This is a genomic window from Clostridium sp. YIM B02551 (genome assembly GCF_022324735.1).
GTDB classification, from domain to species: domain Bacteria; phylum Bacillota; class Clostridia; order Clostridiales; family Clostridiaceae; genus Clostridium_T; species Clostridium_T paridis.
In genome coordinates this window covers 171,673-197,764 of record NZ_JAKGTF010000006.1, presented here as the reverse complement: position 1 = coordinate 197,764, position 26,092 = coordinate 171,673, and the positions used below count along the sequence as shown (strand labels likewise).

26 protein-coding genes, 1 riboswitch and 1 other annotated feature are annotated in these 26,092 nt (G+C 30.8%); of the genes, 2 read left to right on the top strand and 24 right to left on the bottom strand.

All coding sequences use genetic code 11. From position 1 onward, the window contains the following. Positions 1 to 3: 3 nt before the first annotated feature. From ppdK to tpx, 18 genes are all read right to left on the bottom strand, one after another. Positions 4 to 2,634: a pyruvate, phosphate dikinase gene (gene ppdK, locus L1S47_RS09200; RefSeq protein ID WP_238883287.1), complete on the bottom strand. Its 2,631-nt coding sequence runs from the start codon at positions 2,632 to 2,634 to the stop codon at positions 4 to 6. Between the two features lie 226 nt (positions 2,635 to 2,860). Beyond that, entirely contained in the window at positions 2,861 to 3,490 is a 630-nt protein-coding gene (locus tag L1S47_RS09195) for a helix-turn-helix transcriptional regulator (protein WP_238883286.1), read from the bottom strand. Between the two features lie 216 nt (positions 3,491 to 3,706). Further along, on the bottom strand, positions 3,707 to 4,300 hold the full coding sequence (locus L1S47_RS09190) for a DUF4342 domain-containing protein (RefSeq protein ID WP_238883285.1): 594 nt from the start codon (positions 4,298 to 4,300) through the stop codon (positions 3,707 to 3,709). Between the two features lie 2 nt (positions 4,301 to 4,302). Next, a complete protein-coding gene (recO, locus tag L1S47_RS09185) occupies positions 4,303 to 5,052 on the bottom strand; it encodes a DNA repair protein RecO (RefSeq protein WP_238883328.1) in 750 nt (249 codons plus the stop codon). An 11-nt stretch (positions 5,053 to 5,063) separates the two neighbouring features. Continuing rightward, a complete protein-coding gene (gene era / locus L1S47_RS09180) occupies positions 5,064 to 5,954 on the bottom strand; it encodes a GTPase Era (protein WP_202768383.1) in 891 nt (296 codons plus the stop codon). 14 nt (positions 5,955 to 5,968) lie between these two features. After that, on the bottom strand, positions 5,969 to 6,370 hold the full coding sequence (locus L1S47_RS09175; protein WP_238883284.1) for a cytidine deaminase: 402 nt from the start codon (positions 6,368 to 6,370) through the stop codon (positions 5,969 to 5,971). An 11-nt stretch (positions 6,371 to 6,381) separates the two neighbouring features. Next, positions 6,382 to 7,080, bottom strand: coding sequence for a diacylglycerol kinase (locus L1S47_RS09170; protein WP_238883283.1), 699 nt, complete (start codon positions 7,078 to 7,080; stop codon positions 6,382 to 6,384). Between the two features lie 59 nt (positions 7,081 to 7,139). Next, positions 7,140 to 7,643, bottom strand: coding sequence for an rRNA maturation RNase YbeY (gene ybeY / locus L1S47_RS09165; protein ID WP_238883282.1), 504 nt, complete (start codon positions 7,641 to 7,643; stop codon positions 7,140 to 7,142). A gap of 3 nt (positions 7,644 to 7,646) precedes the next feature. Beyond that, on the bottom strand, positions 7,647 to 9,704 hold the full coding sequence (locus L1S47_RS09160) for an HD family phosphohydrolase (RefSeq protein ID WP_238883281.1): 2,058 nt from the start codon (positions 9,702 to 9,704) through the stop codon (positions 7,647 to 7,649). Positions 9,705 to 9,730: 26 nt separating this feature from the next. Beyond that, the gene (gene yqfD, locus L1S47_RS09155) at positions 9,731 to 10,873 is read right to left on the bottom strand and encodes a sporulation protein YqfD (protein WP_238883280.1); all 1,143 of its coding nucleotides are present in this window, start codon (positions 10,871 to 10,873) and stop codon (positions 9,731 to 9,733) included. Beyond that, positions 10,874 to 11,158: a sporulation protein YqfC gene (gene yqfC, locus L1S47_RS09150; RefSeq protein ID WP_202768377.1), complete on the bottom strand. Its 285-nt coding sequence runs from the start codon at positions 11,156 to 11,158 to the stop codon at positions 10,874 to 10,876. Positions 11,159 to 11,286: 128 nt separating this feature from the next. Further along, complete coding sequence (locus L1S47_RS09145; RefSeq protein ID WP_202768760.1) at positions 11,287 to 11,736, bottom strand: GatB/YqeY domain-containing protein; 450 nt, start codon at positions 11,734 to 11,736, stop codon at positions 11,287 to 11,289. Positions 11,737 to 11,779: 43 nt separating this feature from the next. Continuing rightward, a complete protein-coding gene (rpsU, locus tag L1S47_RS09140) occupies positions 11,780 to 11,956 on the bottom strand; it encodes a 30S ribosomal protein S21 (RefSeq protein WP_021801013.1) in 177 nt (58 codons plus the stop codon). A gap of 118 nt (positions 11,957 to 12,074) precedes the next feature. After that, positions 12,075 to 12,419 (bottom strand): histidine triad nucleotide-binding protein, encoded by a 345-nt coding sequence (locus L1S47_RS09135; RefSeq protein WP_238883279.1) that lies wholly within the window; start codon positions 12,417 to 12,419, stop codon positions 12,075 to 12,077. Between the two features lie 41 nt (positions 12,420 to 12,460). After that, entirely contained in the window at positions 12,461 to 13,774 is a 1,314-nt protein-coding gene (mtaB, locus tag L1S47_RS09130; protein WP_238883278.1) for a tRNA (N(6)-L-threonylcarbamoyladenosine(37)-C(2))-methylthiotransferase MtaB, read from the bottom strand. After that, positions 13,774 to 14,520 (bottom strand): 16S rRNA (uracil(1498)-N(3))-methyltransferase, encoded by a 747-nt coding sequence (locus L1S47_RS09125; RefSeq protein ID WP_238883277.1) that lies wholly within the window; start codon positions 14,518 to 14,520, stop codon positions 13,774 to 13,776. The genes mtaB and L1S47_RS09125 overlap by 1 nt, the downstream gene beginning before the upstream one ends. 12 nt (positions 14,521 to 14,532) lie before the next feature. Beyond that, positions 14,533 to 15,474 (bottom strand): 50S ribosomal protein L11 methyltransferase, encoded by a 942-nt coding sequence (gene prmA / locus L1S47_RS09120; protein WP_238883276.1) that lies wholly within the window; start codon positions 15,472 to 15,474, stop codon positions 14,533 to 14,535. Between the two features lie 209 nt (positions 15,475 to 15,683). Beyond that, positions 15,684 to 16,178 carry a thiol peroxidase gene (gene tpx, locus L1S47_RS09115; RefSeq protein ID WP_238883275.1) on the bottom strand — a complete coding sequence of 165 codons (495 nt, stop codon included), beginning with the start codon at positions 16,176 to 16,178 and terminating at the stop codon, positions 15,684 to 15,686. Positions 16,179 to 16,491: 313 nt separating this feature from the next. Here tpx and L1S47_RS09110 point away from each other — a divergent pair, with 313 nt between their 5' ends. Both L1S47_RS09110 and L1S47_RS09105 read left to right on the top strand, forming a co-directional pair. Then, positions 16,492 to 17,019 (top strand): sigma-70 family RNA polymerase sigma factor, encoded by a 528-nt coding sequence (locus L1S47_RS09110; protein ID WP_238883274.1) that lies wholly within the window; start codon positions 16,492 to 16,494, stop codon positions 17,017 to 17,019. After that, positions 17,009 to 18,310, top strand: a complete 1,302-nt coding sequence (locus L1S47_RS09105) for a DUF4179 domain-containing protein (protein WP_238883273.1) — start codon at positions 17,009 to 17,011, stop codon at positions 18,308 to 18,310. Before L1S47_RS09110 ends, L1S47_RS09105 begins: the two co-directional genes overlap by 11 nt. Positions 18,311 to 18,364: 54 nt before the next feature. Here L1S47_RS09105 and L1S47_RS09100 read toward each other — a convergent pair whose 3' ends face one another. The 6 genes from L1S47_RS09100 to dnaJ form a co-directional block, all read right to left on the bottom strand. Beyond that, positions 18,365 to 19,771, bottom strand: coding sequence for an NCS2 family permease (locus tag L1S47_RS09100; RefSeq protein ID WP_238883272.1), 1,407 nt, complete (start codon positions 19,769 to 19,771; stop codon positions 18,365 to 18,367). Positions 19,772 to 19,897: 126 nt separating this feature from the next. After that, a riboswitch (purine riboswitch) is annotated at positions 19,898 to 19,999 on the bottom strand. A gap of 44 nt (positions 20,000 to 20,043) precedes the next feature. Next, entirely contained in the window at positions 20,044 to 20,811 is a 768-nt protein-coding gene (gene yaaA, locus L1S47_RS09095; RefSeq protein WP_238883271.1) for a peroxide stress protein YaaA, read from the bottom strand. 66 nt (positions 20,812 to 20,877) lie between these two features. Beyond that, the gene (locus L1S47_RS09090; protein ID WP_238883270.1) at positions 20,878 to 22,428 is read right to left on the bottom strand and encodes a cell wall-binding repeat-containing protein; all 1,551 of its coding nucleotides are present in this window, start codon (positions 22,426 to 22,428) and stop codon (positions 20,878 to 20,880) included. 146 nt (positions 22,429 to 22,574) lie between these two features. Further along, the gene (locus tag L1S47_RS09085) at positions 22,575 to 23,363 is read right to left on the bottom strand and encodes a TIGR00266 family protein (RefSeq protein ID WP_238883269.1); all 789 of its coding nucleotides are present in this window, start codon (positions 23,361 to 23,363) and stop codon (positions 22,575 to 22,577) included. A 126-nt stretch (positions 23,364 to 23,489) separates the two neighbouring features. Beyond that, on the bottom strand, positions 23,490 to 24,683 hold the full coding sequence (gene nhaA / locus L1S47_RS09080; RefSeq protein WP_238883268.1) for a Na+/H+ antiporter NhaA: 1,194 nt from the start codon (positions 24,681 to 24,683) through the stop codon (positions 23,490 to 23,492). Between the two features lie 61 nt (positions 24,684 to 24,744). After that, positions 24,745 to 24,801, bottom strand: a sequence feature (sodium ion sensor (DUF1646 type); this cis-regulatory element may regulate processes involved in with the transportation of sodium ions). Positions 24,802 to 24,866: 65 nt separating this feature from the next. Beyond that, positions 24,867 to 26,024, bottom strand: coding sequence for a molecular chaperone DnaJ (dnaJ, locus tag L1S47_RS09075; protein WP_238883267.1), 1,158 nt, complete (start codon positions 26,022 to 26,024; stop codon positions 24,867 to 24,869). Between the last annotated feature and the right edge of the window lie 68 nt (positions 26,025 to 26,092).

Genomic DNA, 26,092 nt, shown 5'->3' with positions numbered 1-26,092 from the left:
ATATTATCTTTTATTTTTAACTTGTGCTTGAGCTGCTGCAAGTCTAGCTAAAGGTACTCTAAATGGTGAACAACTTACATAATCTAATCCAAGATCATGACAGAATTCAACTGATGATGGATCTCCACCATGTTCTCCACATATACCTAATTTAATATCTGGTCTTGTTGATCTTCCTTTTTCAACTGCTATTCTTACTAAGCTTCCAACTCCAGTTTGGTCTAACTTAGCAAATGGATCTGATTCATATATTTTCTTTTCATAGTATGCATTTAAGAATTTAGCTGCATCATCTCTTGAGAAACCAAATGTCATTTGAGTTAAGTCATTTGTTCCAAATGAGAAGAATTCTGCTTCCTTAGCTATTTCGTCAGCTGTAATAGCTGCTCTTGGTATTTCAATCATAGTTCCTACTTTATATTTAAGTTCTACATTCTTTTCTGCAAGAACTTGTTCTATTGTATGAACTACTACATCTTTAACATACTTAAGTTCTTTAATTTCTCCAACTAATGGAATCATGATTTCTGGAACAACATCATAACCCTTTTTGTTCTTAACTTCAATTGCAGCTTCAATTACTGCTCTTGTTTGCATTTCTGCAATTTCTGGATATGATACTGCAAGACGACATCCTCTATGACCCATCATTGGATTGAATTCATGTAGGCTTTCTACAGTTGCTTTTAATTCTTCAAAAGTTAATCCCATTTCATTTGCTAATGCTCTTATATCTTCATCAGCATGTGGAAGGAATTCATGTAGTGGTGGATCTAAGAATCTGATAGTTGCTGGTCTTCCTTCTAATGCTTCGTAGATTCCAACGAAATCTTCTCTTTGCATTGGAAGTAATTTTTCAAGTGCTTTTCTTCTTTGTTCTTCAGTCTTAGCAACGATCATTTCTCTTACAGCCATTATTCTATCTTCAGCAAAGAACATATGCTCAGTTCTACATAATCCTACACCTTCTGCTCCAAATTCAACTGCTTGCTTTGTATCTTTTGGAGTATCAGCGTTAGTTCTAACTTTTAACTTTCTTATTTCATCTGCCCATCCCATAAATGTTGCGAAGTATCCAGATATTTCTGGCGCTACTGTCTTTAAAGCTGTTGGATAGATATTTCCTGTTGATCCATCTATAGAAATCCAATCTTCTGAAGTTAATACTTTTCCTTCTACTTCTACTGTTCTAGCTGCTTCATTTACTTTAAGAGCTCCACATCCAGCTACACAGCAAGTTCCCATTCCTCTAGCAACAACTGCTGCATGAGAAGTCATACCGCCTCTTACAGTAAGTATACCTTCTGCTGCAATCATACCTTCTATATCTTCAGGTGAAGTTTCTAATCTAACTAATACTACTTTTTCACCTTTTTCAGCTCTTTCTTTAGCTTCTTCTGCAGTAAATGCTATTTTACCACAAGCTGCTCCTGGAGATGCTGGTAACCCCTTAGCTATAGCATCTGTATTTTTAAGTTCTTTTTCATCAAAGTTAGGATGAAGTAATGAATCTAATTGTTTTGGTTCAACTTTTAGAATAGCTTCTTCCTTAGAAAGAACTCCTTCTTCAACTAAATCAACTGCAATCTTTAAAGCTGCTTGAGCAGTTCTCTTACCATTTCTAGTTTGTAAGAAGTATAATTTTCCTTCTTCTATAGTAAACTCCATATCTTGCATATCACTATAGTGATCTTCTAATGTATTTACTATGTTTTCAAATTGTGTATATATTTCTGCATTTTGATCATTTAATTCTGATATTGGACGAGGTGTTCTAATACCTGCAACAACGTCTTCACCTTGAGCATTCATTAGATATTCTCCATATATTAGATTTTCACCAGTTGAAGGGTTTCTTGAGAATGCAACCCCAGTACCTGATGTTTCTCCTTTATTACCAAATACCATTTCTTGAACGTTTACAGCTGTTCCCCAAGCACTAGGAATATCATTCAATCTTCTGTAAACTATAGCTCTAGGATTATCCCATGATCTGAATACTGCAGTTACAGCTTCAATTAATTGAGCTTTTGGTTCTTGTGGAAAATCTGTTCCTTTTTCCTTTTTATATAAATTCTTATATCTCTTAACTAATTCTTTTAGATTTTCAGCTGTTAAATCTGTATCATAATGAACATGATTTTCTTCTTTCATTTCATCTATAAGATCTTCGAACATTCTCTTTTCTACACCCATAACAACATCAGAGAACATTTGAATAAATCTTCTATATGAATCATATGCAAATCTAACATTATTTGTTAGCTTAGCCATAGTTTCTACAGTTTCATCATTTAATCCAAGATTTAGGATTGTATCCATCATACCTGGCATTGATGCTCTTGCTCCAGATCTTACTGAAACTAATAGAGGGTTATCAATACTTCCGAATTCTTTGCCAGATATTTTTTCAAGTTCACTCATTTTTTCTTCTATTTGATCAATAACTTCTTTAGCTATAACTCTTCCATCTTCATAATATTTGTTACAAGCTTCAGTTGTTACTGTAAAACCTTGTGGTACAGGTATTCCTATTTTAGTCATTTCAGCTAAATTAGCTCCTTTACCACCTAAAAGGTTTTTCATTGATGCGTCACCTTCGCTAAAAAGGTATACGTACTTATTTTTCTCCATCTCAATATTCCTCCGTTCAATACAAAAATTATTGTTATATATACTAACGGGAATCAGTTATAGCCCCGAAAGTTTCACATTAACTTAAAGGATTCAACTAAAAAATTTAATTAATTGCATATTAGACATACTTATTAGCTGAACTTACCCTTATTTATTTTGTTATTGATACAAATACCCATATTATCTACCATAGTGCTTTAATTCTATATTTAGCTATTTATGATTAGCTATCTCCTAATCTTACAAATAACTTTGTTATGTTTGTTTTAGATACTTTTCCAACTATTCTTATTATGTCTCTACCATCCCTAGTTTCTTTTTCAATAATAGGTATACTATCAATTTCATGCCCAATTATCTTCTGTGCAATACTAAAGGCAGTATCCTCTGTGCTTGCATATATTATGTTAGGCATTCTAGTCATAATTACCCCAACGGGTACTTTGTGAATATCAGTACCGCCTATTGCAATTTTAAGAAAATCTTTTCTTGAAACCGCACCTGTCAAATTTCCATCGTTTTCAACAAAAAGAGTTCCAACATCCTTCAAGAAAAGATATACAATAGCATCATAAACCATAGTTTCTTCTGAAACTATCGCTGGCTTAGACATGATATCCTTAGCTTTAATGTTGGAAATGTAATCATATACTAGACTTCTTGAAGGATTTGATGAATAAACATATCCTACTTTTGGTCTTGCATCCAATATTCCCATCATAGTTAAAACTGATAGGTCTGGTCTTAATGCCGCTCTTGTAAGTCCTAATTTTTCTGCTATTGCCTCTGATGTAATAGGCTGTCCCTCTTTTACTAGTCTAATTATTTCTTCTTGCCTATTTGAAAATTTCACAGTAATCCCTCACTTTTTAGCTTTGGGAATATTCAGACTATTCAAACTTGCGTTGCTATTCACATGATTATTATATCATGTATTAATAGTTTTACTATACTAAATTTTCTGAAAAATCAACCAAATTTACTGAATATTCCCTCACCAGTTTATTTTACGTCCAATTAATGCTAAATTGCTTTCATTTTCTCCATTTTAGATAATGGTGTAATTTTTTTATTCTTCATCATCAAATTTAACTGTATAAGTGTAAAACTTTTCGTCTGAAGAATCTCCTTTATTAGCTTTATAAGTAGTTCCTTTAACACCACTTTTCATATCATTCACTTTATTTCTTATAATATCATAGGCATCTGAAGCTTTATATTTTATATCCTCATACGCTCCTTTTATATACTTATTCACAACTTCTACTTCGCCATTTTCCTTTGTGATCTCAACTGTTATTTTTGTAACAATAGCTGCAATAACTCCAATAGCCATTAGTTGAGGAAGTATTATACCTATAACTCCAGCTGCAATACCAGCATTTACCGGAACATCAACAATTACTTTTTCATCTTTCTTAATCTTAATTCTAGTTACATTTCCCTTATTAATTAAATCCTTTAAGTATGCTTTAAACTCTTCTATACTTTCTCCAGTATTATTTTCTTCTTCTTGTTCTCTTTGCTTCTTTAGATTTTCAATATATATTATTGCATCTAAAACATCACCTTCAGAACTTTCTAGAGCTTCTTTAGCCTCTCCATAACTTACCCCAGTTCTTTCAATAACTTTATCAACTTTTTCTAATGTTATTTCACTCATACTTATCTCTCCTTAATATAATCTAACATTTCTAAACTTTTTGGTTTTTTGGAATAATTTGATGAAAAAATTAATGATGTGACTTTTGAAATTTCTTCTTTTATTTCTGGGGTGATATTTACTCTGTACATCTTATCCATATCTAATGAATTCAAGAATCTCAGAGCATTATATGCCCCCTTTGAAATATAAACTCCATGTTCCTTTTCACACTTTTCACAAACGCCTCCAAAACTTGATATACTAATATAGCTTCCAGTATTCATCTTGCTATTACATAATACACAATTATCTAATTTTAATGCATAGCCAGTTGCCTTTAATATCTTAAGTTCAAATGCTCTAACCAATAGTTCATAATCAATTGCATCTGTATTTAATAAATATAAGCAAGTAACAAAGTCTTTAAACAATCCTCTGTTACTTTCTTCATCTACTAAACATATATCTATCAATTCACATAGGTATGAGGAGTATGTAAGCTTTTCAAGATTGCCTAGTAGTCCTTGAAATGAATTATTAATCTTTCCTTCAGATAAAGTATATAGATTTTTACCTCTAAATAGCATGTAATCAGCAAAACATAGTGGAAGTGTAACCGATAGATATTTACTTCTACTTTTTTTTGCACCTTTTGCAATAACAGTAATCTTGCCTATCTTTTCAGTAAATATCCAAACTAATTTATCATTTTCTTTAAAATCTTGAGTTTTAATTACAACTCCTTTAGTTTCAAATAATGACAGGATAATCTCCTCCTACTTTATTTAAGCTTCTTGTATCCTAATTCCTTAAGTAATAGTGGATTATCTCTCCATTCTTTTCTAACCTTAACCCAAATCTTCAAATTAACCCTTGCTTTCAAGAATCTTTCCACTTCATACCTAGCAGTCTCACCAATCTTCTTTAAACTCTGCCCATTTTTTCCAATAATTATACCTTTATGTGAATCTTTCTCGCATATTAGTTCTACTTCAATAGTGTATTTACCTTTTTCATTTTGCTTCATTTGAATTATGTCAACAGCTATTCCATGTGGAATTTCTTCACGAAGTGTTTTTAATGCCTTTTCTCTTACGATTTCAGCTACTACAAACTTCTCTTGAACATCTGTAATCATATCTTCTGGATAATATTGAGGACCTTCTGGTAAATACTTAACCATAAGTTCTATAAGTTTATCAGTATTCTTGCCCTTTAGAGCAGATATAGGGATAATTTCCGCAAATTCATACTCCTTAGAATAGTTAACTAACGTTTCAGCTACTTTTTCTTGTGTATTTTCATCCACTTTATTTACAACTAAAAAAACAGGTGCTTTTTGGCCTTTAAGAGCCTCAATTATAAATTTATCTCCTCTTCCTAATTCTCCTTCTGGAGTTATTAAGAATAAGACTAAATCCACATCTCTTATAGAATCCTTTGCAGAATTAACCATATATTCTCCTAATTTATGTTTAGGTTTATGTATACCAGGAGTATCTACAAACACCATTTGATAGTCTTCTCGAGTTAAAATAGTTTGAATATTATTTCTAGTTGTCTGAGGTTTATGAGAAACTATTGATAGCTTTTCACCCATTATATGATTAGTTAGTGTAGACTTTCCAACATTAGGCCTACCTACGATAGTTATAAATCCTGATTTGAACATTAATTTTTTTCCTCCTATACTTCAAGATCTTTTTTTGTAAAGGATCCTGGCAATATTTCATCTAAAGTTTTCACTATATATTCTTTATGATTTTTTACAATTACAATTTTAATTTCTGGATTTTCTGCAAATTCAGCAATTACTTGCCTGCATATACCGCAGGGTGCTGTAAAATTGTTTGTATCTCCTATTACTGCTATCGCTTTAAGTACCCTATTTCCTTTTGCTACAGCATTAAAAATAGCTGTTCTTTCAGCACAATTTGTTGCACCAAACGATGCATTTTCTATATTACAGCCTGAATAAATTTTTCCGTCTTCAAATAAAGCTGCTGCTCCTACTTTAAAATTCGAATATGGAACATAAGCCTTTTCTCTCGCTTTTATTGCCTCATCAATTAAAACTTCTATATCCATTAAAATACCTCCTAACTAAATAATTTAAAAATGACCAGTGTAAGTACTGAACCAAAAATGGCTCCAACGACCACTTCAGATACAGAATGCACCTCAGAATCTACTCTACTTTGTGCTGTAATGAATGCCATAAGATAGCTTAAACTAACAACAATAGGTTCTTCTGTAATTAACGATATTGCTGTAGCAATTGAAAAAGCTATGGCACTATGTCCTGAAGGCATTCCACCCTTTAACGGCGTTCCTTCACCAAATATAGCCTTCACAATTATAGTAACTATACATACAATTACTAGAGCTATAAATATAGTGTAGGGTTCTGAGTTTTTTATCTTATTAATTACTACATATGTAGCTTTGCTTAGTTTATCCCAAAAGATTATATAACCTACAATTATGGCATTAATGGCAGTAACTAACACACCTCCAGCAGCTGCATTTTTTGCAATCTTTGCAAGGGGATGATAATAATTAGTAGTTGAATCTATTGCTGCCTCTATAGCAGTATTTATTAATTCTGCACTTATTACCATTGTTATTGTAATTGCAAGTATTAGAAATTCAAATCTTGAAATATCATAAAAGAAACAAGCGATAAGTACAGCTAGTGTCGCAGCCATATGTATCTGCATATTTCTCTGTGTTCTCACTGCATGAATTATTCCATTTATAGCATGATTGAAACTATCTACAAGTTTTTTAAATTTCATATAATCCCACCCTCATAGCACTTTAAGAACCAATGTTAACTAAGCCCCTCTTTTAAATCTTAATCTCTTTTAATGTTTAATTTATTCAATATATCTTCTTCTCTTTTTCTCATTATACCCTTTTCATTCTCCTCCATGTGGTCATAGCCTAATAAGTGAAGAATAGAGTGTATAATTAAATATGATGTTTCTCTTTTAAATGAATGATTATACTCTTCACTCTGCTCTAGTGATTTTTCTAGTGATAAAACAATATCACCTAAAACTAATTCTTCTCCATCGTAATAAGTTTCATCAAATGAAAAGTTTTTATACTGTTCCTTAAACACTTTGCCATCTTCATAATCTAACATAGGAAAACTTAAAACGTCTGTTTCCTTGTCAATCCCTCTAGTTTCATTATTAATTTCTCTAATCTCTTTATTATCAACAAACACTATTGATATTTGCACTTTTTCGTCTACTTCTTCTTCCTTCAAGGCAAATTGAACTATTTCCTCTACTAATCTTTCAAATTCCTCATTTATTTCTACTTTTTCTTGTCTATTATCAAAATATATCATCTACTATTTTACTCCTTTTTCATCTTTAGGGTATTCAATTCTTTTATGATAAATACCAGTTAACACCTTCAAGAAACTCTTTTGAATTTTATCTAAATCCTTAAGTGTAAGCTCACATTCATCTAATTCTCCTGTAAAGAGTTTATCCTTAATTATATTATTTACCATCTCTTCAATTTTACCCTTAGTTGGCTCACTTATACTTCTTACTGCTGCCTCTACTGAGTCCGCTAGCATTATAATTCCAGCCTCTTTACTTTCGGGTTTTGGACCAGGGTATCTAAAATCTTTTTCATTAATCTCCTCTGGATTTTCAGCAGTAGTTTTCATCTTGTGGTAGAAATATTTAACTAATGTTGTTCCATGATGGGTTGCAATCATTTCAGTAATTGCTTTTGGTAAATTATACTCTTTTGCCAGTTCTAAACCCTCTTTAACATGTGATGTAATAATTAAAGTACTTAAATTTGGTGTTATTTTATCATGTGGATTATCATTTCCAATCTGATTTTCTTTAAAAAAGTATGGCCTTTTAGTTTTACCAATATCGTGATAGAAAGACCCTATTCTAGCTAAAACTGAATTCCCCCCAATTTCTTCTGCTGCAAGTTCAGCTAAATTTGAAACTAATATTGAATGATGATATGTTCCAGGAGCTTCCATCAATAGTTTCTTTAATAACGGATTATTAGGGTTTGATAATTCTAATAGCTTCACTATGGTAACAATATCAAAGGTAGTTTCAAATATTGGCAAAAACCCTATTGATAATATTCCTGATACTATTGTCCCTATTGCAGCCATTCCTGTGGCTTTAAGAACTTCAATTATATCATTAGAAAGTAGCATACCAGCTGAAAAACATACTAAAGATATGGTAACCGCTATATATACAGTAGATAGTAATATGTCATTTCTCTGTTGCATTTTTCTGAGTGAGGTAGCTCCAAGTATAGTTGAAACAAATGCTAAAAGCATTACTTCTGGCTTAAAGCCAACCACTCCGCTTATTAGCACACAGTTAAATAGACTTAGTACCAAACTCAACTTATAATTTAACAATAATTCTAATAGAATAGGTCCAAAGGCTAGAGGAATTAAATATGGTGAAATTAGTGCTAAGGTTCTAGCCAATATAAGTGATATTATGTTAATTATATTTATAAGAATAAGGTTGTTTGTGTTATCGAATATTTTTTTATAGTACTTATTTACATAAAAGTATTGAAGCACCAAGATCGTTGCGACAAATATCCCTAGTGTTAGATATAATATTATGCTATTTTCATTTCCTGAATTTTTTAGAAGTCCTAGTTCATTTAGAAGCGTTACCTGGTCTTCTGTAACTGGTTCCCCTTCTTTGACTATTATTTGGTTCTTTTTTATAACTATTTTAGGGACATTTTTTTTAGCTTCTGCAATGGTCTCATCGGTTTTTTCTTTGTCATATATAAAATTAGGTTTTATTTGAGATTCTAATAAAGTTATTAGAATCTCCTTTTGCTTTCTAATAAATTCACTATTGGATATTTCCACCTCAACTGTATTCCTGGCAGTTTGTATATCTTCAATTTTGTCTTCTTCAATATTTTTTTGATATACTTTCCCAATTACGTCATTTGCCTTATTTTGAAGTGCTACAATATTGTCTTTAGTTAATGTAAACAAATATTTATAATCTTCATCATCTAATTGAACAATTTTCAAGCCTTTTAAGGCTTCTATTTTATCTGTTTCATTAGCTGTTGAATCTACTAATGCAGTTATTTTTTGAAAAAAATTCTTTGTATTATTTAACGCATCCTTTGATACATCTGACTTTAAAGTATATTGCTTATCTATCTTCTCTACAACTTCCTGTTCTTTTGCCTTAGTTGCATTTTCATCTATAGTATCCCTTGGAGCTTTGATATCAGCCTTGGCAATATCTCCTGCCTTCAAATTATACTTTTTACTTATGAAAGAACTCATTACTATAACATAAATTATGATGAAACTTAAGAAAAATGTTAACATTCTCTTAGGATCTATCATTCCTTTGTTTTCCCTTTCTTTCCCCATGGATATCAATCACCTACTTAATATATTTACGTTTGACTATTAGTAACTGCTATATCTTGTTTTACTACAAAAGTTGCTTTAATGATAACTTTTCCTTCTTCCTCATTTTCTACATTAACTATTTCTTGCGTAATCTTAGCATCTTTATCTATTTCTTTTAATACAGTTTCTCTTGCTTTATCGACAGTTTCTTTTTTTACCTTTTCTACATCTAAAGCAATTTCTTTTTCATTTATTTCATAATAAGTTTCACCCTTTATTAAATTCCCTGTAAATTCTATTTTATCATAGTCAACATAGTTTTTTATAGGCTTTTTTATATAAATTTTCTTTCCTAAGCATTCAAAATACAATGCATTTTGTTTATTACCTGATCTTTCTTTTATTTTACCACTAACTTGTACTTCAACATCCTTTTCGTAAAAAGTATTTGCCAGTACTTGTCCTTCTGCCTTAACTGTATATTCAAATCCTTCTTTTCCTTGTGTAGGTGCAATTAATAAATCACCTTTTTTAACAACATCTCCAGACTTCACCATTGGTTTTCCCGATATAGTATAAATTCTTTCAATTACTCCATCCTCTTTTGCAACTACTCCACCATTTTGATTTTCATTTCTTAAAATCGGAGGATTTGTTTTTTCTTCTATATCTATTTTTAAAGTTGAACCCTCTATTCTTGCCCTTACCCACATGATTTCTCCATTAGAATCTTCTATTTGTTTTTCGAGAGAATATACATTTAATGCAGTTTTTTTAATTCCTGGTTTTATTCCCAACTTGTCTAATTGTCTTCTTACTTCAAAAGGTGAAAGAACCTTTTTGGTATTGATTTCTATACTCCAAACATATGTTGATAAGTAAAACATAACTCCAATAAATAGTAGTGCTCCAATTACCAACGATAATTGTCTCTTAGCTCGTATAATATAGAAAGCGAATCCTTTTTTACCCACCACTTTATACTTAGCTCCAGCTCTTTTAGCTACTTTATCTATGTTTTTCAAATCATTCAAATCAATATCTACTAAAAAAGTAGTTAAATCTATCTTCTTTATATTAGATGCATATATTCCTTGACTCCATAGTAAATTAATAAATTTTTCAGGTATAAATGCCCTTACTTCTATTGTTATTGTTCCTCTTTTTACTCTCTCAATAAAATTCATCTATATTATCCCCTCATAAACTATTGATTTAAATATACCTTGTATGACTAAAGTCTCGCCTCCAATAAATGAGATCTCAAAAGATTCTCCTGTTATTAAAACAGTTCCTATCTTTGAGTTTACTTTTACAGATTCTCTATCAAAAGATATAATACCCTTATGATTTTCTATACACACCTCACCATTGCCGACTATGGTTATTTTAGGCAGGTTAAACATAACATCCTTAGGCAATTCTAGCTCTTCTATAACTTTATCTTTTGCCCTTACCCATTTTGATTCCATAATTACACTCCTAAAAAATACTCTCAAACTAATTTATGAAAAAAACATTTATTAAATTACATATTTCTTAAAATTCAAGAGAATAAAAAAAAAGGAGTTCTCAATGAACTCCTTTTTATTAAAGTAATTTACTTACTTAGATATTCTTTTACAATTGAGCTAACAAGTTTTCCATCAGCACGACCTACAGTTTGAGGTCTAACTTTTGCCATAACTTTGCCCATTTCTTTCATGCTACTGGCACCCACTTCAATCGCTGCTTGTTTAACAATTTCAAGAATCTCATTTTCTTCTAACTGCTGAGGAAGGTAACTTAACAAAATCTCAATTTCAGCCTTATTACCATCAACTAGATCTTGTCTATTTCCTTTTTCGAACTCAAGCATAGCTTCTCTTCTTTGCTTGATTTCTCTTGCTAATATTTCAATAACCTGTTCGTCCTCAAGCTTAACATTGTCAGTTTTTTCTACTAATAGAATTGCTGATTTTGCTGTACTTAAAGTACCGGCCTTAAATTTATTTCCAGCTTTCAAAGCCTGTTTCCAGTCTTCTTGAAGTCTTTCTTTTATTGTTGGCAATGTACTACCTTCTTTCAAAGAAATTCTTTTAAAATCATAGCTATTATTTAAACTTTCTTTTTCTTGCAGCTTCTGATTTTTTCTTTCTTTTAACACTTGGTTTTTCGTAATGCTCTCTCTTCCTAACTTCAGAAAGAACACCCGCTCTAGCACATTTTCTTTTAAATCTTCTTAATGCACTCTCTAATGTTTCATTTTCTCCAACTCTGATTTCTGACATTGACTATCCCTCCCTCCGCTAGCTAATATTTTCTTATGCACAGCTGTGGGCTTAAACAACACACGCTATATTATACAATAAATTTTCGTATAATGTCAAGATTTTCATGCAATTATTGTTAGCCTGGTGGCCATTTTAAGCCCCTTCCTCCAAGTACATGAAAATGCATATGATTGACTGTTTGACCACCATCTACTCCGCAGTTATTTACTATCCTATAACCACTATCTGCAATTCCTAACTCACTAACTATTTTATTAATAACTATAAAAATATGTGAAACTATTGATACATTATTTTCTTCTAATGAGTTAGCACTTTCTATATGGCTTTTGGGTATAACTAAAAAATGTACTGGTGCTTCAGGACTTATATCATAAAAAGCTAATACCTTATCGTCTTCATATATTTTCTTAGAAGGAATTTCTCCTTTTACAATTTTGCAAAAAATGCAGTCCTCCATTTTTTCACCTCCTTATTAATATCTATACAATTGTAATATTTCTAATCTATAGATATAACTTCTCCATAAGCTAGTTCATTTCCTGCAGAATTCACTTTTACCTTAGCAATTTTACCTATAATATCTTTGCATGAAGATTTTGAAACTACTTTTATATAATTTTCTGTATATCCTTCATAAGTTCCTTCTTCTGCTTTATATTGTTGTTCAAAGAGTACATTTACTTCCTTATCAATGTATCTGCTTATAAACTCTTTCTCATTTTCTTCGTTTAGCTTCATTAAAAGTTTACTTCTCTCATCTTTTATGGTTCCGTCAATTTGTTCTTCCATTTCCGCTGCTCTAGTACCTTTTCTTGGTGAATACTTAAATATATGCATTTTGGACAATTTTACTTTCTTCAAGAACTCATATGTTTCTTCAAATTCTTCTTGAGTTTCTCCTGGGAAGCCTACTATAACATCTGTTGTAATAGCAACATCCCTAAAGTTTTCTCTCAAGAAATTAACAATATTCTCATATTCTTCCTTAGTATATCTTCTATTCATTCTCTTTAAAGTTTCATTAGCTCCACTTTGCAAAGATAAATGGAAATGTGGGCATAATTTCTTAAATTTAACTATCTTCTTTACTACATCTTCTGTAAAGAATGTTGGGTCAATAGAACCAATTCTTACTCTCTCGATTCCTTCTATCGATTCAATTTCCTCTATAATATCAACTAAAGTAACCTTCTTATCTAAGTCTACGCCATAGGATGCTATATGTATTCCTGAAAGAATTATTTCTTTAAATCCATTTTCTGCTAAAGACTTGATTTCTGTTATTACTTTTTCTGGATCTTTTGAACAAACAGCTCCTCTAGCATATGGAATTAAACAATATGCACAAAATCTATTACATCCATCTTGAATCTTTAAAAACGCTCTAGTTTTATCTTGATATTCCTCAATTTTCAAATCTTCAAATTCATTATTTCTTAGAACTTGCCCAACTTGTATTTGCTTTTCTTTTGTTTCCTTAGCTTTATTTACCCAATAAACAATTTCTCCTTTATTCCTTGTTCCAAGAACAACATCTACACCTTCAATATTTCCAACTTCTTCTGTCGCAATTTGAGAATAACATCCTACAACTGCGATGATTGACTCTGGACTTTGTCTTCTTCCACGAGAAATCATTTGTCTTGATTTTTTATCTCCCATATTGGTTACTGAGCAAGTATTTATTACATAAACATCCGCAACTTCACTATAGTCAACTATTTCATAACCTTCTCTTATGAACTTTTCCATCATCGCTTCTGATTCATATACATTAACTCTGCATCCAAGGGTAGCAAATGCAACTTTCATTAAATAATACCTCCTAAATCTCCTAACTCATATTGTAGCAAAGACGCCGCAGTAAACCCCGCAGTTTCTGTTCTTAGTATTCTAGGTCCTAATGTTACAATATAAGCTCCATTTTCTTTTAATTTAATTATCTCACTCTCTTCAAAACCACCCTCAGGTCCGATTATTATAGCCACAGTCTTAATTTTATTATCTATATTTCTTACCAAAGTTTTTATCCCAAAATTTTCTGCATTTTCGTAAGGAACCACGACTAAATCCATATTCTTTATAACTTCATTTAGCTCAAGAAAAGATATAGGTTCATTAATTTTAGGTATTAATGTTCTTTTACATTGCTTACAAGCTTCTAGTGCAATTCTTTCAAGTCTATCTAATTTCTTAAATTCGCCCTTTAGCTTAACATCAACTCTTTCAGTAACTATTGGTGTTATTTCTTTGATTCCAAGTTCTGTTCCCTTTTGAACAATTAAATCCATTTTTGAAGCTTTAGGCATACCTTGAAATAAATAAACGTCTAGCGGACTTTCATTGTTTACTTCTAATTTTTCTTTTAACAACACTCTAACTTCTGACTTTGAGATTTCATCTATAATTCCAAGGTATTCATCCCCTTGTAAATTATTCACGATAATCTCTTGTCCTTCTTGCAATCTAAGAACTTTATATATGTGTTTTACATCTTCTCCTTGGATTATAGCCTCTTTTTCACCAAATAATTCATTTGGAGTAAAAAACTTATGCATTACTTTCTCTCCTTATTTCAACCTTGCTACTATGCAATTCCATTCTCCATCTTTATTAACTTCCAAAACTTCAAATCCGTTTTCTTCTAAATTATTAATAACCATTTCTCTTCTATCATGAATAATTCCTGAAGTTATAAAAATCCCATCTTTATCTAATGCTTTTTTTACATCTGGGGTTAAAATGCATATTATTTCAGCAATAATATTAGCTACTACTAAATCAGCTTTTCCATTAACTACATCTAATAAGTTTCCATGTAGTATTTCAATGTTGTTTACATCATTAAATTTAAGATTTTCCTTAGCTGAATCTACAGCTACTGGATCCAAATCAACACCAACTACATGTTTAGCCCCTAACTTTCCAGCTATTATTGCAAGTATACCTGATCCAGTTCCAACATCAAATACCACCGAATCTTCTTTTACATACCTTTCTAACGCTTGAGCACACATTCTTGTAGTTTCATGAGTTCCAGTTCCAAATGCCATTCCTGGATCTAATTCCACAAGCAACTCCTCTTCGCTTGCTTCATAACTTTCCCAAGTAGGCTTAATAACGATTTTTTCCCCAATTTTAGTTGGCTTATAGTATTGCTTCCAGTTATTTGCCCAATCTTCTTCCTTCATTTCAGTAGATATTACTTGAGCTTCACCTAAATCTATCCCCATATCTTTTAATTCATGTATCTTTTCTTCTATATATTTTAAAACTTCTGGAATATTATCTTCTTCTGCAAAATATCCCTTAACACAAGCTGCTTTGCCTTTATATTCTAATATATTTATATCTGCAAAATCCCAAGTTAAAGGGCCTTGCTCTCTATCTAAAATATCATTTGGATCTTCTATAGCTACTCCCTTACAATCTAGCGCATAAAAAATACCTGATATAGGCTCAAGTGCTTCACTTGTTGTAATAACCTTAACTTCAATCCATGTTCCTTGCATTTAACTTCAATCCTTTCTAATTAACCATTGACTAATATTATATTTTACACATAAAGGGCGTTTCTGTCTATGGGGAGGATTAACAATTTTCTCCTAAGATTTTCTTATGGTTACACAAATCTTTTTTAAAATAAAAATAGGTTTTCCAAAAGATGAAATTGATCTTCTAGAAAACCCTATGAGAATATGGTTGGACGTTAATAATAGAATTATTTTGCTTCCTTTGCTGCATTAAGTACTGCATCAAAATCTGGTTGACTTGTTATCTCTTCTAAGTAATCTGCGTAAACAACCTTATTATTAGAATCTACTACAAAAGCAGTTCTTGCTAATAATCCTAACTCTTTAACATATGTTCCTGTAGCTTCACCAAAAGCTCTATCTTTGTAATCAGATGCAGTAATTACATTTTTAATCCCTTCTGCACCACACCATCTTGCTTGTGCGAATGGTAAGTCATGAGAGATTGTATATACTGTAACCCCTTGAACACTTGCTATCTTTTCATTAAAAGTTCTAATTTCTAAATCACATACTGGTGTATCTATAGATGGGACTGTTAAAAATACTCTCACTCCACTTGTATCTTTCAATGTTAACGGAGTTAAGTCATTTTTAGTTACCACGAAATCTCTAAATTCATCTCCTACATTAATTTTCTGTCCTTGTAAAGTAACAGGATTTCCTTGAAATTTCACTGTCATATCTCTATCTCCTCTCAAATTTATCTGAAATTAATATTTGCTATATAATAATTCTTTATACTTTTATTATAATGGATAATGCTTATTTGTCAATAAGTATTATCCATTATAGTCTAATTTTAACTTTTCCTATTATAATGCAAAAATCATATTACATCTCAAGTACAACTCTTAGTTGAAACATCTAAGAGTTGTAGTAACATGAAAATCTTTGATTCATTATAAATAAAATCCATGATAAAATTTTATTATAAATTTCTTGGAACCAAATCTCACCTTCAACTGTCTAATAGGTGAAAAAGGAGGGATAGAATTGTTTTTATTAGTTAATAAAGCAAAAAAAGGTGACAAAGAAGCCTTTTCAAAATTAATTAAAGATATACGTGTAGATTTATATAAAATCTCAAAAGGCTTTTTTAAAAACGAAGAAGATGTTAAAGATGTAATTTCTGAGACAATATTAACAGCATATGAAAAAATCAACACATTAGAAAACGAAAAACTTTTTAAGACTTGGATAATAAGAATTTTAATAAATAAGTGTAATGATACTTTTAAGAAAAACTCCAAAATAATCTTCTTAAATAATGAAATTTCTGAAATGACCCATGAAGATAATCATATTGAATATTATGATCTCTACAATGCTATTAAACTTCTTAATGAAGATATTCAAAATGTCGTTATTTTATATTATTTTAATGATTTATCTATTAGTGAAATATCTAAAATAACCAATATAAAAGAAGGAACCATTAAATCTCGACTAGCAAGAGGGAGAGAGAAACTATATTCAATTTTAAATAATGAGAAAGAGAGGCGCTATTTAAATGATAAATAATAATTTTGATAATAAAATAAAAGAAACCACTTCTACACTCACTCCAAGTAGTGACTTTATAAGATTTACTGATGATATTTTAAACTCGTTAGAAGATAAGAAAGATAGAAAAAACAAAAAGAGACTCTTTCCATTAGTAGCATCTTTCACATTATTATTTGTACTAGTCTCACTTTCTCCAGTATATGCAAGCTTAAATAGTATGTTTGATAAGTTTAAAACATTAAATGTATTTAATAAAAATAGTAATAAGGACTATGTAAACACCTTAAATACCACTATAAAGGACTCTAATCTATCTTTTACTTTTAATGACTTAGTAATTAGTGGAGATTCACTTGTATTAAGTTATAAGGTTAATTCTCCGAATAAATTCACCTCTTTACCAGGAATATGGGATTCAGATTTAGAAATCAACAACAAAACATTAAAAGATCCACTTACTACAGAATACGGAACTCTGATTTCAACTGATTCTGGTTATACTTATGATATGGTGTCTATCATCGACATACTTGATATAAAAAACTTACAAGAGCAAGAAAATTACAAGCTAAATTACACAATTAAAAATTTTGATGGTGTTAGTGGGAAATGGAACATCTCATTAAATGTCCCCAAAGATAAATTATATGATAAAGTGTATTACGCTAACGCAGATAAAGCTCTAAAAACTGAATATGGAGATATGCACTTTAATGAAATATCTTTAGGACAATTTTATACCAAAGCAAAATATACTGTATCAAACGACAAATTCTCTTCGGTTAATTATATTATTAGGACTGATAAAAATGAAACTTTGTTTGACTATCATGATTCCTCATCTTTAAGTAATGGCACTACTATCGGAGAAGCATATTTTTCACCTATAAAAGAAAAACCAAACAAAATAACACTTATTCCTTATAAATACATTGGGAATATGAATGATGGTAAACTAATTAAGGAGATTCCATCCTCAGAGTTATTAAACCTTCAAATGCCTTATTCATTAAAAATAACTGATAACTTAAAAATTAATATTTTAGATGTTTCTTATAAAAATAATGTTCTTCAAGTTAAATATAGATTTGATGGAATATGTTTTAATCCTTTTTTGATAGAATTAAGATATAATAACGGAACTTATGTAAATGAGCAGTATGGATTTAACCCCAACTTAAGAAGATTAGATGAAGGTACATTAACCTATGAAATAGATAAGCTTGATAATTTTAAATTAGTAATTAAAAACCAAGATAACATCATACCTGAATATGATAAACAAATAGAACTTACCGTAAAGTAGCAAAAAAAGAGGACCTCTCAAACATAGTTTGAGAGGTCCATCTTTTTATTAATATTAATCTGGCATTAATATAAATCTTAATATAAATAGCAATGCTAGTACATACATTATCGGATGTACATCTTTTCTTTTTCCTGTTAATAGCTTCATAATTGGATAGAAGATTATACCCACAGCTATTCCATTAGCAATTGAATATGTAAATGGCATCATAGCAATTGTGAAAAATGCTGGCAGTGCTTCTGTAAAATCTGAAAAATCTATTTCTTTTACTGCACTTAGCATCAATACGCCTACTATAATAAGTGCTGGTGCTGTAGCACTTTGAGGAACTATTCCAATAAGTCCACTAAAGAATAAAGATAATGCAAATAAAATACTTACAACAACATTTGAAAGGCCCGTTCTTGCTCCTGCTGCTATACCTGCTGATGATTCAACCACCGTTGCTAAAGTAGTTGTACCAAGTGCTCCCCCTATAGTTGTAGCTACAGCATCTGAAAATAATGATTTTCTTAAATTCTTCGCTTCTCCATTTTCATCTAACATTCCTGATGTTTGAGCTGTTCCCACTAAAGTTCCTAGGGTATCAAATAGATCTACCAAACTTAAAGTAATAACTACCATAAATATTGTTAATGCGGCTCCTAAAAAACCTCCGCCATTATGACTCAATAATCCTTTAAAGTCTTGTGCAAAGAAAGTTTGTCCTATTGGTGGTAAAGAAAAGACTTGAATACCTGATAACTTTGTTATTCCCATTGGTATTCCAATTATAGTTGTTATTATTATTCCAATTAACATGGCTCCTTTTATATTTCTAGCCATTAAAATTCCGATTATTATAATACCTATTATAGTTAAAATAACTGAGCTATTTTTAAAATCACCAAATGCCACTAAAGTTGCTGGATTTGCGACAATAATTCCACCATTTTTTAAACCTATAAGTGATATAAACAAACCTATTCCTGCAGTTATTGCATATTTTAAATTTTGTGGCATTGCATAAACTATTTTTTCTCTTATTGAAGTAAGAGTAATAATAATAAATAGAATACCTGAAATTGAAACTGCCGCCAAGCCTTGTTGCCAAGTGTAGCCTAGTTTTAAGCATATATTAAATGTAAAGAAACTTACTAAGCCTAGTCCTGGTGCTAAAACAAATGGCATATTTGCATAAAAAGCCATAATAAGTGTTCCAACTGCTGCTGCAATACATACCGAAGCAAATGCTGAACCTATTACAGGATCTGAAGCAATTGTTAAATTTGCTGCTGCATCACCTTTTAATCCAAGTGCATTCATTCCACCTAATTTTAATATGTTAGGGATTACCAATAATGCATATGCAATTGTTACAAAGGTTGTAAACCCTCCTAAAACTTCTGTTTTAACATTTGTTTTGTTTTCTTTAAGTTTAAACACACTCTCAAAGAAATTAGTTTTTGAATTATCCATCTCAATGTTTCCTCCTAAGTAAAATAAAAAAGAATTAGATTCGATAATCTAATTACTTATCCCAATTGCGTCAAAAAGCACCAGCTTTGTTTAGGTAAACCAAAGCTGGTGCCACTCTTGGGTAAGCGATACCATTGATTTACCCATAGAGAGAACTTTTACGGTATTCTCGTAGAAACATCTGAACCTTATCATCAGATATATATGGGCTAGGACTTTTCTTTTCAACTAGATTATTATAATAACACTTAATACAAAATGTCAACAAGCAATTATCCCCTCAAAAATATTAATTGTGAATTATTTGATTCCTTTTGAGAAAATTTATATCCTTCAAGGTTGAATTTTTTTAACTCTTCAATGCTATCGATCTTATTCTCAATTAAATACTTTGCCATCAATCCTCTTGCTTTCTTTGTATAAAAACTAATTATTTTATATTTTCCACTTTTATAATCTTTAAAAATTGGGGTAATTACATTAAATGAATGAGATATTTTATTTAAATTTATCACCTTACTATACTCTTCTGATGCTAAATTAATTAATATATTTTCCTTCTGCTGTTCAAGTTCATCTATAATCCCTAGAGTTATTTTTTCTGCCCAAAAATCATATAGATTTTTATAATTTGATATTTTGAGCTTTGTCCCCATTTCTAACCTATATTCTTTAATTCTATCTAGAGGCTTAATTATACCATATAATCCCGATAGAATTCTTAAATGCTCTTGAGCATATAGAATGTCTTCTTTTGAAAATTCTTCTACACTTAATCCCTTATAAACATCCCCATCAAAAGCAAATATAGCTTCTTTAGTATTCGTTAACGTACTATCAAATGCCTGGTTTCTAAAAAAATTTAGTTCTGCTAACTTATTTGAAATCTTCATTAAGGATGAAATTGATTCTGGATCATACTTTTTTAGTTCATCCATTATCCTTTCCGCTTCTTTAATAAACATAGGTAACTTATTTGATTCAATCTTTGATTGTTTTTTTAAATCCATTGTTTTAGCCGGTGAAATTACGTATATCATTTTGTTATCCTTCTTTAATTTGTTTTTATAATATTATACATTAAAGAATTATTATTAGTAAATAGATTATATCCCCGGTTCATGTAGATATGAGGTTACATATTTGTCTCTCTCAAGAGCATCAAATAAACTTGGTACTGATTTATAGCCAATACCTTCTCTAATCATATCTTTTCTATCCAATTTATATTCCTTACTTGCATTAAGTATCTTATCTTTTTCTTCGTTTGTATATGCAATATTCACTATTAAATTATTACGATTTATTTCATTTGCCTTTTCTGACCTTGCAAAAAACTTACAATCCTTAATCTTTCCTTCTTTATATAAATTATATATAGTTTGTCCACATTTCAAATGTTGTGGATGAATATCAAACTTATATGTGTGCGCAACATGTGTAACGTTTGTAAATTTGCTTTCAAATTCTAAAGCTTTTTTGCTTAAATCATCATAATTACAATTACTTTCTGGTTCATTTAAAAAGATTATATTGTTTATATCCAACCCCAACTGTTCATCTGCTGCTTTCAATTCATTATTTCTTAGCGTTGCCTTTTCAGTTACAGTTAGTTTTTTATACCTGTCCCCATTAAAAACTCCACTTTCATCTCCATCTGATACAACAACTAAGTATACATTTTCACGTCCCACTGATTCAATTGCATCAACAATTGCACTACCTGCAAATAATGTCTCATCATCTTGATGCTGAGAATAGAATACTACCTTTTCCTGATAAATAAACCCTTTTGCTTGACTTATAGCAACGCTGCTAATATCGCCTAAAGAAGTAGCACTTCTAGCTCCTGCCATCACAGTTTTATCTGAGTAATCATCAATAAGAACTACAGGTTCCTTCATTACAGAAGATGTTAATGCATCAATTAATTCCTCAGATTTACTTAAATAAACATGCTGTTTATTTTGAAAAAAATAATCAATGACTTCTTTATTAGTTTCAAATCTACTTTTCCCACCTAATCTAGTAGTAAAAGTATCAAACCATGCACCAAGAACTCCTGTTCCTCCAATTGTATAAGAATCCACGTTTCTTCTATATGCTGTTGATATTCCATTAGTTAGTATTACTGGATTTTTACTTTTTGCAGCAACTGGTGATATACTCATTGCATCCGCTTGTCCAATATCTCCATTAACATAAAATATTTGTTGTACCCCTTTTGTAGACTCTATCTTATTTGCAACAGCGATTGAGGTTGCATATCTATCTGCTCCGCCTAATCTTTCTGTAACTATTCCTTTTATATTTAAAATTCTCTCTACATTTTTAGAGATAACACCATCGCCTCCTACTAAATATACTTTATTAACCCCCTTAAGCGCATTTAATGTTTTCTCTGGTATTGAATCTTTTTCTGTTAATAGTATAGGTGAATCCATAGTTCCACTAAGCCCACTTGCAGATAATCCATCTACGATTGAATACCCATTTACTAATATTGCTTGTGTATAGTTCATTTTCTGTGCTATCATACAAGCTGTTTCATATCTATCTTTTCCTTTTATCGAATCAACTTCAACTGCATGTACAGTTTTCATTTGAATTAGTATACTTGAAAATAGAATAATTGAAAATATCATTTTTTTCTTCATAATTACCACCTAAATATTAAATATGTACTTTTATTTATATTACTTTTAATTCAAAAACTACTCTAATAATTTCAAAAAAAGAAATTTAACTTTAATGATTATTAAAGTTAAATCTCAATAAATTATCATCTTTCTAACATTATTTATTAATTGTCACCATCTAAGAAACTGCCAAGTGAACCTAATATACTGCCTTCCTCTCTTCCTGTTCTTCCTCCCATTCCTGCAGACATCATTCTAGATGCAAGTCTACTAAATGGTAAGCTTTGAATCCATACCCTACCTGGACCTCTTAATGTTGCAAAGAATAAACCTTCTCCGCCGAATAATGCATTTTTAAATCCACCTACAAATTGAATATCATAATCTACTGATGAATTCATTGCAACTATACATCCTGTATCTATCTTAAGCACTTGACCTGGAGCTAAATCTTTTTCAATTACAGTTCCTCCAGCATGTACAAATGCAATCCCATCTCCTTGAAGCTTTTGAAGTATAAAGCCTTCTCCCCCAAATAGTCCTGCTCCAAATCTTTTAGTAAATGCTATCCCTACTTGAGTTCCTTTTTGAGCACATAGGAAAGAATCCTTTTGACATATAAGTGTTCCGCCATATTGCGAAAGATGAATTGGCAAAATTTTTCCTGGATAAGGTGCTGAGAAAGATACCATAGCTCTATCATAACCTCTGTTGGTAAAGGTAGCCATAAATAAACTTTCCCCAGTAATAACTCTTTTTCCTGCAGAGAATAATTTATCCATAAATCCACCTTGACTTGAACTTCCATCTCCAAATGTTGTCTCCATTTGAATGGAATTATCCATCATCATCATCGCTCCTGCTTCTGCAATCATAGTCTCATTACTATCTAACATAACTTCTACAAATTGCATATCGTCTCCATGTATAACATAATCAATATTTTGAGCCATATGTCTTCCTCCCTAAATATATTCTAATTTAATTTAAACAAAATTTTGAAAATTTTTCAATTGTTTTCTTTCATCAAATTGTTACAGATTAAACATAGTTAAATTATATGTACTATTTCTTTTGTTTTATACTCTCTTAACCTTTTCCTTAATTCCTATAAACATGAAAACTATTGTTCCTAACACTGCTGATATAATTGATGCACATAAAATACTCGTTTTTGCTGTCAATAAATCAATATCACTTGAAAAAGTTAGTGAAGAAATAAATAAAGACATTGTAAATCCAATTCCTCCTAGCACGCTAGCTCCATAAAGATGTCTTTTAGTTACGTGAGATGGTAGCTTAGCAATCTTCAATTTTATTAAAATATAAGATATACTAAATATACCAATTTGCTTACCCATTATAAGCCCAAATATAATCCCAAGACTAACAGGAGTAAATATGATTCCGGAAAAGCTGTTAATATCAATATTTATACCTGAATTGGCTAATGCAAAAATAGGCATAATGACAAGTGAAGACCAAGGTGTTAACATGTGTTCAAATTTATATAGCATGGAAGTTTTAAATTCATCAGGTTTTTTTCCAACTGGTAAGACCATTCCAAGAAGCACTCCTGCTATTGTTGCATGTATACCTGACTTTAAAAAACTAAACCATAGTATTAAACCTCCTATTATATAAATAGATTTATATTTAACTTTAAATCTACCAACAATGATTAATCCAATCAAAGTAATTATTCCTATACATAAAGCTCCAAAGTTAATTTGATTTGTATAAAATATAGCGATCACTAAAATTGCTCCCAAATCGTCAACTATAGCTAAAGCTGTAAGAAAAACAACAATACCTTTGGGTGCTTTTTTACCTACCAAAGAAAGTATCGCTATGGCAAATGCAATATCTGTTGCCATAGGAATTCCCCATCCTGAACTAGTTGGTTCTTTGTAATTAAACAACATATAAATGACTGCTGGTACTATCATCCCTCCGATTGCAGCTGAAATAGGCAAAATTGCTTTCTTTAAAGATTTGAGTTCTCCAATAACCAGTTCTCTCTTTATTTCCATGCCAACTACAAAGAAAAATATCACCATTAATCCATCATTAATCCAATGTATAACTGACATAGATATGGAGAATTCTTTATATCCAATAGTCAAATATTCATGAAGAACATGATTGTATGCAGATGCAAATTTGGAGTTAGCTATTATTAGTGCCAAAATTGTACAAAATAGTAGGAGTAAACCACTAAAGTATTCATTTTTTATAAAATATGATATTAAACTATTTTTTTTATTTTTCATATTAAATATCCTTTCCTATAATCTATAAATTTATATAAAAAAAGTGGGAAACTCAAAATTGAGTTTCCCACCCCAGAAACAAAATGCTTGTAAACAAATATTATAAATTTGTCCAACCGAATTTAGCTATATTCTTTTTTAAGTCACATTCTAGCATAAAACGAAAATCTATTCAATATTTAACTATTCACCAAAAATTTTATCCATGAAACTCTTTTTGCCTTTACCTTCTTTATGTTTTTCATTGCTATTTGCATGAGTTTCACCTGATGCTTCCATAAATAATCTTAAGGCTTCTTTTTGTTGTTCATTTAAGTTCTTAGGGATATCAACTATTACTTTTACATATTGATCTCCTCTAACTGTAGAATTAACCCTATGAACACCTTTGTTCTTAAGTCTAAATAAAGTTCCTGATTGAGTTCCAGCAGGTACAGTATATTTAACTTCACCATCAACTGTAGGCACCTTAATTTCAACACCTAACGCAGCTGCTGCCATGGATATATGTTCATCAATATATAAATCGAAGCCTTTTCTAGTATATACCTTAGATGGTGCAACTACAATTTTTATATATAAATCTCCTGGAGGACCTCCGTTTACACCATGCTCACCTTGTCCCCTTAGTGGTATTACATTATTTGTATCTACACCTGCTGGTATATTAACTTTAATTTTTCTATTTTTTCTAACTCTGCCTTTTCCTTTACAATCTGGACAAGGAGTATCAACTGTCTGACCAGTTCCTCCACATACATCACAAGCTGAAGTACTTACGAAACTTCCTAAAGGAGTTCTTCTCTCAACTCTAATTTGTCCTGATCCATTACATCTAGTACAAGTCTTTGGTGATGTACCAGGTTTCGCTCCAGATCCATGGCAAGTATCACAATTTTCTGTTCTTGTTACTGATATTTCTTTTTCAACTCCAAAAATAGCTTCTTCAAATGTTAAGTGAAGAGTATACTCCATATCATTTCCTTCTCTTGGAGCATTTCTTCTTCTTCCACCAGCATTACCGCTGAATCCTCCACCAAAGAAACTTTCAAATATATCTCCAAAGCCTCCCATTTCAGAGAAGTCAAATCCACCAAATCCTCCTTGCCCAAAGCCTGCACCATCAGCAGTACCAAATTGATCATATTGAGCTTTCTTTTGAGGGTCACTTAATACCTGATAAGCTTCATTTATTTCCTTAAATTTTTCTTCTGCTTCTGCATTTCCTTGGTTCTTATCAGGGTGATATTTAATTGCAAGTTTTCTAAAGGCCTTTTTTATTTCATCATCCGAGGCACCTTTTTGAAGTTCAAGCACCTCATAATAGTCCTTTGAAGCCATATATTCACCACCTATTAACTTAGTTAAAGGGAAGAGAGCCTCCCTTCCCTATCAAACTATTATATGCT